The sequence below is a fragment of the Shewanella aestuarii genome, from assembly GCF_014647215.1.
Lineage (GTDB): Bacteria > Pseudomonadota > Gammaproteobacteria > Enterobacterales > Shewanellaceae > Shewanella > Shewanella aestuarii.
The window spans coordinates 188595-201403 of record NZ_BMOT01000008.1; the positions used below are offsets into that span (position 1 = coordinate 188595).

Annotated in this window: 14 protein-coding genes; 9 read left to right on the forward strand and 5 right to left on the reverse strand. The window is 41.8% G+C overall.

Annotation, left to right across the window (positions count from 1 at the left end):
- Nucleotides 1-261: 261 nt before the first annotated feature.
- The 4 genes from IEY03_RS13045 to IEY03_RS13060 form a co-directional block, all read right to left on the reverse strand.
- Complete coding sequence (locus IEY03_RS13045; RefSeq protein WP_188842384.1) at nt 262-840, reverse strand: YSC84-related protein; 579 nt, start codon at nt 838-840, stop codon at nt 262-264.
- A gap of 129 nt (nt 841-969) precedes the next feature.
- Nucleotides 970-3036, reverse strand: a complete 2067-nt coding sequence (locus tag IEY03_RS13050; protein ID WP_188842386.1) for a S9 family peptidase — start codon at nt 3034-3036, stop codon at nt 970-972.
- Nucleotides 3037-3058: 22 nt separating this feature from the next.
- Nucleotides 3059-3961, reverse strand: a complete 903-nt coding sequence (locus tag IEY03_RS13055; RefSeq protein ID WP_188842388.1) for a hypothetical protein — start codon at nt 3959-3961, stop codon at nt 3059-3061.
- 84 nt (nt 3962-4045) lie between these two features.
- Nucleotides 4046-4432, reverse strand: a complete 387-nt coding sequence (locus IEY03_RS13060) for a nitrous oxide-stimulated promoter family protein (protein WP_188842390.1) — start codon at nt 4430-4432, stop codon at nt 4046-4048.
- Nucleotides 4433-4752: 320 nt separating this feature from the next.
- On the opposite strand from IEY03_RS13060, the gene IEY03_RS13065 reads away from it, so the two are divergent.
- From IEY03_RS13065 to IEY03_RS13095, 7 genes are all read left to right on the forward strand, one after another.
- A complete protein-coding gene (locus tag IEY03_RS13065) occupies nt 4753-5514 on the forward strand; it encodes a hypothetical protein (RefSeq protein WP_188842392.1) in 762 nt (253 codons plus the stop codon).
- A gap of 201 nt (nt 5515-5715) precedes the next feature.
- Entirely contained in the window at nt 5716-6045 is a 330-nt protein-coding gene (locus tag IEY03_RS13070) for a hypothetical protein (RefSeq protein WP_188842394.1), read from the forward strand.
- A 14-nt stretch (nt 6046-6059) separates the two neighbouring features.
- Nucleotides 6060-7544 (forward strand): protein adenylyltransferase SelO, encoded by a 1485-nt coding sequence (locus IEY03_RS13075; RefSeq protein WP_188842396.1) that lies wholly within the window; start codon nt 6060-6062, stop codon nt 7542-7544.
- 12 nt (nt 7545-7556) lie between these two features.
- Nucleotides 7557-7856 (forward strand): DUF3630 family protein, encoded by a 300-nt coding sequence (locus IEY03_RS13080; RefSeq protein WP_188842399.1) that lies wholly within the window; start codon nt 7557-7559, stop codon nt 7854-7856.
- Nucleotides 7857-7887: 31 nt separating this feature from the next.
- A complete protein-coding gene (locus IEY03_RS13085; RefSeq protein ID WP_188842401.1) occupies nt 7888-8877 on the forward strand; it encodes a serine/threonine protein kinase in 990 nt (329 codons plus the stop codon).
- A 176-nt stretch (nt 8878-9053) separates the two neighbouring features.
- The gene (locus tag IEY03_RS13090; protein ID WP_188842403.1) at nt 9054-9671 is read left to right on the forward strand and encodes a thiol:disulfide interchange protein DsbA/DsbL; all 618 of its coding nucleotides are present in this window, start codon (nt 9054-9056) and stop codon (nt 9669-9671) included.
- A gap of 570 nt (nt 9672-10241) precedes the next feature.
- Nucleotides 10242-10451, forward strand: coding sequence for a DUF1107 domain-containing protein (locus IEY03_RS13095; RefSeq protein ID WP_188842405.1), 210 nt, complete (start codon nt 10242-10244; stop codon nt 10449-10451).
- A 15-nt stretch (nt 10452-10466) separates the two neighbouring features.
- On the opposite strand, the gene IEY03_RS13100 is transcribed toward IEY03_RS13095, so the two are convergent.
- Entirely contained in the window at nt 10467-10667 is a 201-nt protein-coding gene (locus IEY03_RS13100; protein WP_188842407.1) for a cell division protein ZapB, read from the reverse strand.
- Nucleotides 10668-10906: 239 nt separating this feature from the next.
- Here IEY03_RS13100 and IEY03_RS13105 point away from each other — a divergent pair, with 239 nt between their 5' ends.
- Nucleotides 10907-11275, forward strand: coding sequence for a RidA family protein (locus IEY03_RS13105; protein WP_229778330.1), 369 nt, complete (start codon nt 10907-10909; stop codon nt 11273-11275).
- A gap of 214 nt (nt 11276-11489) precedes the next feature.
- Entirely contained in the window at nt 11490-12581 is a 1092-nt protein-coding gene (locus tag IEY03_RS13110; protein ID WP_188842409.1) for a branched-chain amino acid aminotransferase, read from the forward strand.
- Nucleotides 12582-12809: the final 228 nt, after the last annotated feature.

Here is a 12809-nt window from a genome sequence, read left to right on the forward strand (position 1 = left end):
ATTGGCTTAGGCTGTACTTTTTTGGGGTAAATTGTTTTATGAGAGAGTTGGGATTCATTTCGCTAGACATCTCCCACTGAAAACTAACCTCATTTTGGGTATAGAGGAATAAACTAGAGTGAAATGGCGTGGGTATAAACTTGGGTGGTAGCTGTGTCAGAACTAAACACGCTATTGAAAACCAGTAAAAGCCATCATAATGGCTACCTGAGGCAGCCATTATGATTGGATTAACGCCTAGGCTGCGTTGAGTATGCCGAATTATTTACCATCAAAGGTAAATGATTGCCCAGCTAATGCGGCTTCATACATCAATCCACCTTTAGCTGCGGTAAAAATGGCCATGCCATTCATATACACGGCTTTTGCTGAATGATTACTGCCAGCTTGTCCTGCTCCAGCAGAGTTACCTGTAGTCCCAACTTGAGCACTCGCTCCCAAGTTAATGGCGACAGCTGATGCTTGAGCACTGAATTCAAAACTGCCGCTGGTAAAGTCATTATAGGCTGCAGCATTTTTGAAGAATATAATCTCGCTGTATGCTTGGCCGCCTAATTGAAAACCGATTGAAACCTGAGTTAAGCTTGAGTCCCCTGTGTGCATACCGCCTTTATATACCCGTCCTTTTCCGTAAGCCGCACCAATACCAATGCCACCTTTACCCACGGTAGGGAATAGCGCATAACCATAAGCCGTATTGAAAAACGCTTGGGTTTCTGGCGCCTTTTGGAAGTTAGCAATCGCGTTGCTATAACTGGAGTCGTCTGCATAACTTATCGGACTTAATAGCAAAGATAAGCTAATAATAGTTGCGCTGCATAATGCAAATAAACGGTTCATAAATACCTCAACATGGAGCATAAATGGGAATTATTCTAAGTTAGCATATTGCCGTTGTTTCGTACTGCTAAAGATGAATTTAAATTTAACAATATCGACTCATTTTTTTCATTATCGAACAAAATAGATTTATTCCTTAGCAAGCACATAATATTCAAACCATTGTTTGTCCCATTCCATTTTAGCTTTGCGGTGTTGGTAATGATTTAAGCCATGCCCTTCACCAGGATAAACAATGAGCTCCACAGGTATATTTAAATAGTGTTTTAAACTACGGTAAAGTCCTTGTGCATGACCCACTGGCACTCGATGATCATTTTCGCCAATATGGATCAAGGTTGGGGTAGTAATTTTATCGGCATAGGTCAGTGATGAGGCTTTATCATAGGCCTCAGGTTGCTCCCAGGGGAGGCCTTGCATAAAGTTCAGTACATGGCCTGGCGTATCTTCAAGCATCCACTGTAGACGTTGATCGAATACACCCGCACCAGAACTCGCGGCTTTAAATCGATTTGTTGTGCTGATCAGCGCATTGGTCAGATAGCCGCCATTACTCCATCCCATCACAGCCATTTTGTTGTTATCCACTATGCCATCGGCAATGAGCTTATCAACCCCAGCCATAATATCGGCAACCTCAATTTGATGCTCGTTACCGATAAGATCGGTTAAGAATTTATCGCCATAGCCTGTTGAGCCTCGGTAGTTAGGTGATAACAAGGCCCAGCCGTTGGCGGCAAATGTGGCGCGTCCATATGAGCGGTGTTGTAATGAATAAGGTGTGGCTGACGTTGGGCCGCCATGGAGTTGCACGACTAAAGGCAATTTGCCATTACCAGCTTTGTAACCATAAGGCAGCTCTAAAATACCTTCAACGGTTGAGCCATCAGGTGCTTGCCAACTAACCACAGATATTTGCGGTAATTGCCAGCTATCTACTTGAGGGTTAATGTTACTTAAACGCTTAAATTGGCTTCTTCTATGGTCTGCGTCAGCAATAAATAAATCATGAAAATGGGTTAAACTGTTGTGGCTAAAAGCAACTTGTTTACCCGATGCATTAAAGCTATAACTGCCTACAACGGTATCGCCAGCTAAGACATTACGGGTATTACCAAGTTTGCCTTTATTGATTTGGCTGCACAGTAGTTTGGTGCGCGCTAATTGCGCACCTAGATAGCATATTTCATTACTTTTAGGACGCCATTGAATGTCACCGCCCTGCAAGGTGGTTTTACCGACCGTTTTCACTTCTAATATCGGCGTTGATAATTGCGTATTAGCGATAAATAATTTGCCTGGGTAACCATCAAAATCAATACGAAAGGCCAACTGCTGATTATCTTGATGCCAATCTAAGCCTAACAACCAGCCATAAGGCGAGGGTGCATGTTGACGCCACAGTTGATCATCAAGCACTGTGTTACTTGCACTGCTAACATCAAAAATTTCAATGTCAGACCAGCCTTCTAAAAAAATGAGCTCATTATCACTGGTGGTGATACGGGCTATTTTGCTCCCGCTGTCATTGACGTTAAATTCCCACACCACTTTATCATCGTCAATTAACGTGCGTTGCTTAAAACTGCTTAAACTCAGTACTTTTAGTGGGTTAGTGTTACGTTTACCATGAGCATACTGCGGAGTAGCATGGCTAGCGCGTAAGTCGGCCCAAATATCTGTATCGACAGATTGTTTGTTACCCAAAAAATACAGTGACTTACTGTCAGCGCTTAATTGAAATGCGTTGACACCTAGATCTTCAGCGGTAATAGGTTGCATAGCAAAGTTGCTTAATGCGATGCGAAACACCTGGTTTTTGCCGTTAAATGGTGCTTTTGCGTCTTCTTTTTGTTGAGACGACATAAAGTAAATAAAGCGACTGTCGTGGCTCCAGGCTGGGCTAGATTCATTTTCGTGGCTGAAGGTTAAACGCTGGGTTTGCTTGTCTTGAGTGTTGATTAACCATAAATCAGACTGCGCTTTATCGAGCGCCTTATCCCAACGACTTTCAAGCCATACCGCGTGTTTACCATCTGGGCTAATGACCACATTTTGCATTTGCCCAATATCAAAAAAATCATCAATGGTTATTGCATGTGTGCGTGGCGGTTTAGGGCTTGCTGCTTCTACTGGGACGGCAAGCGAGCTTGAAAGCATGATAGCGAGCATGCCGATATAAGAATGAATACGCATGGGGTTCCTTTGTATTTTTGTTTTAATCTTTCTGTTTATCAGGGGCATCGCTAGCGATGACATCTTGCAGATAACTCATTTCATCTGCATCTAAAATAGGCTTGTTATTTAATGTACTTGATAGATGAACATTGGCTTGGGTCGTTAAGCCTTTAAAATAAGCCGCGCGAGTCACCTGATGCAAACCATAAAAGGCTAAGGCATAAATGGTGACCAGAAGGCTTAAACGGGTAATAGCCTGTTGTGGAAGTAAAAATGTCGAATCACCAAAATAAAATGGTAGATAGATAAGTGCAAGCCGAAGCATCCAATTCAGTAAAATGGCGCTGCAGAGAATGCAAATCCAGCGAAAATGGAGATCGATAACCGCAGAAAGATTATTGCATACATTTTGCTTATGGGTGTGAATTAGCAACTTGTAAATCAGCACAAAATACATGATCGTTTGTAATAAAATTAAACAGGGTAAAACCAGGGCAAAAATATTAATGTGACTTAAATCATCAAGCGAGTTAATGCCAAAGTCACTGGCATTAGGATTAATACCTATGTGAAATAATATGGCTGTACTAATGATAGACGCTATTACAAAAGCTGGGCTGAAATGCTTTAGATGATTAGCTTGATATTGATCGTTAAGCAAACTTTGTTTGCAGTAGATATACAGCAATGGCATCAATAAAAAATAGATGGGATAGCACAGGGTCAACATCAGGTGAATGGGTATTGGGGAAGATTCTTTAGTGAAAATGCCTGTTAAAAAGTAAAAACCAATTAATGTAAACACGCCAGCCAGTGATTTATGTGAGGCACTGGGGGTCTGATGAAAAATGCGAATATATAACGCCACGCCAAAGCAATGGACTCCGCCGAGTAAAGATAGCCACCAGTAAGCTTGAATAAAAATATCTTTATATTCTGTCATTGTCACTCTCAATGTTGAAAGCGAATCTTACCTCAAAATGCATAATTGAAGCTAATAAACTCGTAAAGATAACCGTTTAGAACATTAGCTTAATTTACGCAGATGCCGGTTGCTGACACCTTCAGGCGGTTTCCCTGGTGCCGGCTGGCGTTCTGCTAGTAAATGTTTAATGGCCATAATTGGGTGCGGTAATAACATTCGAGGGCCAGAATAAAGCATGATTTCACGTGCTTTTTGTTTCATATGGGGTTTATAGCAATGCACAGGGCATTTATTGCAGGTGGGTTTTCCTTGACCATAGGGGCAGCGATCAAGTCGGGTTTCTGCATAGGTGAGAAACTCCTGACAAGCCGCACACACACCTTTGCTGGGTTTTAGTGGGTGGTGAGCACGACAATATATTTCGACCATCGCCCTTATGGTACGAAACTCATACAGTAACTTTCCCGAAAGCAATTCAGAAACCGCCATATTATACCTTAGTGCTTTACTCAACTATTAAGAGTGTAAGATGCGTCATCATACTAAACAAGTCGATTAATCAAGGGCGTGATGGGCTGCAAGAAAATATCAAATTTACACGATAAATCACAAAAAATGCGCTCCTGAGCACAAACTCAATGCTTTGTTACAGTTAAATCCTTTAAATACTTGATTTGTGGATGGTGATTGGATTACTAATAACATTGGATGCTCAAAAAAGCAGCGTTGAATTTATGCTATAACTAAAGACATGCAAACGAGCACAATTACGAGCACGCGGTTGATCGCGCTTTAATAAGGTACATTGAATGAAAGTGATTATAGTCATTATTCTAGTTGCGATAGGGGTCTATTTATTTTATCGCGCCAAAGAAACCGCGCAGCAAGAGACGTCTGAAAATGAGTCATCAACGCCACTAAATCGCACAGATGCAGAAATTAATGCATTAGATGAAGCAGAAAAATCAGTTACTGCAGATATTGACCCAGTGCCTACACCAGTGGTTACTCCCCTGCCAGAGCCAGAGCCAGAGCCAGAGCCAGAGCCAGAGCCAGAGCCAGAGCCAGAGCCAGAGCCAGAGCCAGAGCCAGAGCCAGAGCCAGAGCCAGAGCCAGAGCCAGAGCCAGAGCCAGAGCCAGAGCCAGAGCCAGTAAAAGGATTAACCTTAACTAAACCTGGAAGTTGGGCCAGCGATACGTTCAAAAAAATAGTTGCACAGGCCAAGTTAGCTGAAGGTGAACAAGCGCAATTTGATGCGCTTTTACAGGTGATTAGCCACAGCTATAAAATGCGCAAACAAGCCGACTACTGTCAATATGGTGCTAAGTTGCATCAAGTGTATATAGGGCTATTTGATTATTTATATCAAAAGGATAAGTCACAGTTTGCTGATGGGAAAGCGGCGGGTCACCTTCACTTAACCACTTTGTTAAATGATGTTGGCCATTTTGATAAAGCGCTGGCGCTTTGTAAGCATGCTATGGCACATCAATTGTCAGATGGCACAATAACAGGGTTTGAAGGGCGAATTGGTCGGATTGAAAAAGCCAAGTTAAAAGCACAACCTTAATCAGCCCAATTTAGATGAGCGTCTAGCGAAAGCTAAATCTTAAAATATCAACAGATGTCAGTAATATCGAGTATCATATTGCTAACTGAAGTAGAATAAAGCGGACATCAGTCCGCTTTTTTTATTAGCTTTTTCTGCGTCCCAGATGAGTTAAACTTGCGTGATGCACAACCTCTGCGATGTCACTTAAGGGATATTAAAATGCTCGCCACCTCACTTACTAAATTCATTGGCCTTTTGCTTATTACCCTGTCATTGAGCGGCTGTATTCGCAGCCCAGAATGGACTTTATTTTACTTTGCTGATGCGACAGATAAAACAGATCAAAGTTTGCAACATCATCTAATAAAAGGCTATTACGATACGTTAGAACAGTGTCAGGCGAAAGGTTCAGGCTTGGTACGTATTCAAGGTATCACAGTGACAGAGCAGGTTGATTTTACCTGTGGTCAAAAGTGCGAAACCTTAGATAATAACCAAATTGACTGTCAGCAATTGATTAGTGATAAAGACTTTTTAAAGCAGCTGTAACAAGGATATTTCCCATGCGCTTTAAGCAAGACTTTTTTGAACAGCTAACCGGGTTTTACAGTCAGGTTTACCCGCAACCGATTTCAAATCCGCATTGGTTAGGTTGGAGCTGTGATGCCGCAGCTTTGATTGGCTTGAACAAACCTAATGATGCATTATTGATGCAACTTTCTGCTCACCATGCAGCAGAGGGGGCAAGCTATTATGCGCAAGTATACAGTGGCCATCAATTTGGTGGCTATACCCCCAGGCTTGGCGATGGCCGCTCAATCATTTTAGGGGAAGCGATTGGACCTGATCATGCTTGGGATGTGGCATTAAAAGGTGGCGGCCCGACACCTTATTCCCGTATGGGCGATGGTCGTGCAGTCATGCGATCAGCAGTGCGAGAGTTTTTGATTTCTGAAGCGCTAGCCGCGCTCAATGTACCGACCAGCCGAGCATTAGCCGTGATAGGATCGGATTTGCCCGTATGGCGTGAAGGCCAAGAGACGGCAGCTATTACGGTAAGACTTGCTAAGAGCCACATTCGATTTGGTCATTTTGAGTATTTTAGTTATACCGAAAAGGGCAGTAATGCCAAACTAAAACAGCTGGTGGACTTTACCATCACCCAGCATTTTCCGCACTTATCGACCGATAACGCTGGCTATATCCAATGGTTTAACGAGGTTGTAGCAGCCACAGCTAAAATGATTGCCCATTGGCAAAGCATAGGTTTTGCACACGGAGTAATGAACACCGACAATATGTCGATTCTGGGTGACAGTTTTGATTTTGGTCCATTTGCATTCTTAGACACGTTTAAAGAAGATTTCATTTGTAATCATTCTGATCATGAAGGCCGATATGCGTTTGGCCAACAACCGGGTGTTGGTTTTTGGAATTTGCAGCGACTCGCTCAAGCCCTCACGCCGCTCATCGCATCCGATGACTTGATCCAAGCATTAAATCAATATCAACGGCATTTAGTCGAGCATTACTTAGTGTTGATGAGACAAAAACTGGGCTTAGCTGAATTTGAGTATACTCAGGCTTCATCGTTAAACGCTGCAGCTAAAGCTGAGCAGCAAAAGCAAGATTTACATTTAGTGGACGAGTTCACTACCTTGCTTGAAACCAATCAACTAGACTACACCAACAGTTTACGTCGCATTGGTGAACTTGATGTCAGTAGTCAAAAATCGAGTTTGCGAGATGACATGCTTGATGTGGCTAAATTTGATGAGTGGTTTGCCAGATACCAACTGCGTGTGGGTAAAGTGGCTGATGTATCCGCTTGGCAGCAAAATAGAAATGCAGTTAATCCCAAATATATTTTACGTAATTACTTAGCTCAGCAAGCGATTGTCGCGATTGATGAGCAAGGTGATAATAGTAAGCTAGAACAATTACATCAGTTATTACGTCAACCTTTTAATGAACACCCTACCATGGAAGATTTTGCCCAACGTCCACCCGAGTGGGGACAAGGTTTGATCATGTCCTGTAGTAGTTAATTGAGCATAAAAATGAAGTTACTCTCTGCTACTTTAGATAGCGACAATTTAAATTTGTTGATCAGTGCCAAGATTGATTTTGAACAATTTGCCGACTTTGCCCAACCGTTAACCAATGCGTTGGATTGTCAGGTGCGTGAACGTCAGTGGGGCGCAGATCGTCACCAATGGCTATTGGATTTCGAAGGTAGTCAGTTATGGCTGCATTATGAGTTCTACGGCGATATTTGCTGGATCAGCACCGAACGCCAGGATGAATTCGACGTGCTAGTGTATTTACATAGCTTACTACAGCCCTATATTCAGTCTTAATAATGACTCTATTCCCTAAAAAGCGGATGATATGATCGAACAAGCAACGGAATTCCATTACCAGGCACTCACACCCGATCTGATATTAGATGCGATTGAAAGCATAGGTGTTTACCCTGAAACGGGCTTACTGGCCCTTAACAGTTATGAAAATCGGGTATATCAGTTTCGCTGTGATGACGGCAAACGTTATGTCGTTAAATTTTATCGACCACACCGCTGGACGGATGAACAGATCCAAGAAGAGCATGATTATTCGCTTGAGTTAGCCGAAAACGAAGTGCCCGTTGCCGCCCCGCTACTTATTGATGGTAAAACATTGCATCATTATAAAGGCTTTCGAATGGCGTTATTTGCCTCTATTGGCGGGCGAGCGTTTGAAGTTGATAATCTTGACCAACTTGAGGCTGTGGGCCGATTTATTGGGCGTATTCATCAATATGCGGCCAAACAACCCTTTAGATACCGTGAGGCATTAAACCCACAAGTGCTAGGCGTTGAACCACTTAATTACTTACGCCAAAGTGGAATGGTTGCACCTTCAATGGCGCATTCTTTTTTTACCGTTGTCGAACAAGTGTTACAAAAAGCCACGACCATCTGGCAGGCACAGACATTTAAATCAATTCGCTTGCATGGTGACTTGCACCCGGGAAATATTTTGTGGACCCCAGACGGACCTGGTTTTGTCGATTTAGATGATGCCAAGCAAGGCCCTGCCGTTCAGGATATCTGGATGATGTTAACCGGTGATCGTCAACAACAAATACTGCAACTCGACACCTTACTTGAAGGGTATCAAGAGTTTGCTGATTTTGATCCGCGTCAATTGGTATTAATTGAACCTTTGCGCGCATTAAGAATGGTGCATTACAATGCGTGGTTGGCAAAACGTTGGCAAGATCCTGCATTTCCAATGAACTTTCCATGGTTTGGTGATCTCAAATACTGGGAGCAACAAACCTTGGCATTCAAGGAACAGTTAGCGGCACTCGATGAAGCCCCACTAAGTCTGTTTTAATTGACAGCACTCTACGAAGGTTAATTAAACTTAATTTTTACTGGTTGGTGTAAATTGTTACAAATACAATCAGTTTAAGATTGTGATTTTATTCAATGCTAAAGGTAAGATAGCTGCATTGGTTGATGGCGTATTCAAAACATTACGAATAAATGTGATACATAAAAGGAACTAAAATGAAAAAAGCATTATTAATGGCAGCAGCGTTACTATTTACTCCATTAGCTGCAACCGCAGCAGATTATCAGGAAGGTGTGCACTACACAGTGATTAATGACGGCCCAGGTTCTGCCAAGCCTGAAATTACCGAGTTTTTCTCATTTTTCTGTGGTCACTGTTTCAATTTCTCAAAAACGGTGATCCCAACAATTAAAAAGACATTGCCAGAAGGTGTGGCGTTTAATCAGTCCCATGTTGAGTTCATCGGCCGTGAAATGGGTGTGGAAATGTCGCGCGCATTCGCAATCGCTCACCAGTTGAAAGTAGAAGAAAAAATTGAAGCGGCATTATTTTCTGCAATTCATGAGAAAAAGCAAAGCTTTGCTAACCAAAATGACATTCGTTTGTTATTCATTGCTAACGGCGTTGAAGGCAAAGATTTCGATGCAGCAGCCAATTCATTTATGGTAAATGCCCAAATGTCTAAAATGGCGCGTGATGCGAAAAATGCAAAAATTGCCGGTGTACCGTCTTTAGTTGTTAATGGAAAGTACCGTGTTGAAACGGGTTCAATCAAGTCTTATGATGAGTTACTTGATATTGCTTATTATTTAGCTGAGATGAATAAAAAGTAATTTATGCTGTAAACACATAATGAATAAAGGAGCTTAGGCTCCTTTTTTATTTGCTAAAAATCAGTTTTAACATCGGCGAGATTGGTTCATTGCAACGATTAACCTAGACTGCGTTTAACTTGAGAGTAACTGATTTTTGATGTAAGACGTTTTTCTGGGCTTGGGTTGAGGTCATGCTGTGATCAAGGATCAACGGTTATTCTGCTGCAGAAGGTCACGAGTATAAATGAGGGCCAAAAAAAAACCGTATGCTGTAAAAGCGATACGGTGTCGAGCTAAATAGCTCTTTATACCCTGAGTAACGTGAAAGATATTATCAATGTGTCAAAAAAATGGCAAGTGACATTTTTTTGTCGCTTTTGGTTTTGTTCATGTGACTAAACTTTTGCCTAAAAAATACTGAACATGATGCAACTTATTGGGTGTTTTATAGTCAAATATTTTGTGTCTAGAATGTAACACTTATATCAACAGATTTTCTCAGCTTATTGATGAAGTACATCTGGAGGAATGAGGTGAAATATATGACCACTGATCATCATAACAATAAGTGATTAAACAGGAGGCTTTATGAGAATGTTCCCCGTTTATGCTCCTAAATTAATAGTGAAGCACGCTAGAATATTTCTCTGTGGTGTGGTTTGGGTAAAAGACCTAGGCCGATTAGAATTTAATCGAGGGCGTTTTTTGTTGCCGAAAAAAAGCCTGCCGAAAGTAAAGCAGGCTATTTTAGAACTCAATGCGCTGATTGAATCACAACAACATCATCAAGCAGTTTAGCATGGGTAATGCAGATTAGATTTCGCTATTCAATAAACCAACAAGGCCGTTGACCTTATCACTCCATGAGTTTAGGTCTTGCTCTAATTGTTGGTTTTTTTCTGTAAGTGCAGCGCTTTTTTGCTTCTCTTCTTCAAGCTCCATTTTTAGTAGCTCAATATTTTCAAGAGTTGCCTGGATTTTGGTTTCCAGTTGGGACAATAATTCAAGGCTCATGGGGAGTCCTAATGGTTTCTGGATGGAACCCCGATTCTAGCAGTGACAAGGCCTTGTAGAATAGTCTTTATCGCTAAGTGGGCAAAAAATAAACCAAATTTAATACTATTTTGCTGTTTGTACTTCTGTTTTATCAATCACCCTCAGATCACGCAATAAAATCAACTTAGATTCACCTATCCTCTATAGCGAAAAAGTCGAAGTTCGTGATACTTTTTATGTCCGAATAAACAATAATGATGGCGACGACAGAGAAGATGATCACCCGAATAGATGTAAATCAACGCATGAGCAGTATCGTTATTCACAATAAGACCGTGTATTTATGTGGCCAAGTGGCGACGGATAAGTTTGCTGATATCACCACCCAAACCCAAACTATGCTCGCCGAAGCCGATGCCTTGCTTGTACAAGCCGGCAGTGGACGCAATCATATCTTATCGGCCACTATTTACCTCAAAGATATGCAAGATTATGATGCGATGAACTCGGTATGGGATAATTGGTTAGCATCAGGTCATGCTCCTGCCAGAGCGTGTGTTCAAGCTGCAATTGCAGAACCTGAATATTTAGTTGAAGTGTCGGTGGTTGCTGCCGTTATAGAATAGTCATCCACTCAGTTTACGGTCACTTTACTTGTATGGCTGTTTTTTGTTGAATGAATTTCTTGTTCAGTGTCAGTGGTTACTTGACAAAATTGAAAAAAAATACTGATGCTTGTTACGTTCAATTGACGTAATCTGCGCAACTAACGAGACAGTAAACTTGACTTTATTTACCGCTCTCCATAGTCTTCAAGCTCAGTTTTTAAGGTGGTATGCAATGGATATAAAATATAATTTAAAACCCGCGTCAGAGCGCCGCACTGAGCAGTTCACTCCCGAAGGTAATGTTGGTTTTGGTAAATTACGTACCGACCATATGTTTTTGATGGATTACCGTGACGGCCAATGGTGTGATCCGCGCATTGTGCCTTATGGTCCTTTTGAAATGGCGCCAGGGGCAATGACCCTACATTATGGCCAATCCATTTTTGAAGGTGCGAAAGCCTTTATGCATGAAGATGGTGAGATTTATACTTTCCGTCTGAACAAAAATGCCGAACGTATGAATAGGTCTGCCGATATTGTCTGTATTCCGAATATTGATGAGCAAACTCAATTAAAGGCGATTAATAGCCTAATTGATGTCGATAGAAAATGGTTCCCGATGCAAGAGGGGGCATGTTTATATATTCGTCCGTTCATTTTTGCTACCGAAGACCGTTTATCTGTCAGCCCTAGTCAACAGTACACTTTTTGCGTCATATTAAGCCCGTCAGGCGCTTATTATGCAGCGGGAGTGAATGATGGTATTCGCTTGCTTATTACTACCAAATTCCATCGTGCAGTATCTGGTGGAACGGGTGCCTCAAAAGCATCGGGGAATTATGCTGCGTCACTTCGTGCGGGCAAAGCGGCAGCGGAATATGGTGCAGCTCAGGTGCTGTATCTTGATGCGAACAATAAGCAAATTGAAGAAGTGGGGGCAATGAACCACTTCCATATTTTAAAAGATGGTACTGTCATTATTCCTAAATTTACTGACACCATTTTAAAGTCTATTACCTCACAATCGATCCTTGAATTGGGTGAGTTATTGGGTTGTGAAGTTCGCCAAGAAACCGTCATGCTAGATCAATTTATTGCTGACATTGAGTCAGGTGAGATTGTTGAAGCGGGTGGTTTTGGCACGGCAGCTGTGGTTTCTCCGGTGACATCTTATATTTTTGAAGATCACCGTGTATTGACTGTTGGTGATGGTAAAGTTGGCCCGAACATCAAAAAAATCTACAAGGTATTTACGGATATCCAAAAAGGAAATCTGCAAGGTCCTGATGGCTGGGTAAAACGTGTTGAGAAAGTCGCACCTTAGATTGATGCCCAGGCAACACGCAAGTTAACAATTAAAATCCGATGTCAGTGATGATGTCGGATTTTTTATTGACCATGCGCTTTAATTATCATTGTAGTTTAACGCTGCAACATCTAAGTGCTAACGATCGCATTTTTAATTTTTCAATAGGTTATATACCTAAACAACTTGAAGATACGTGTTTCAGAGCTTCACCGTGTTTTCAATACTAGGCGCGTTAATGCGGTA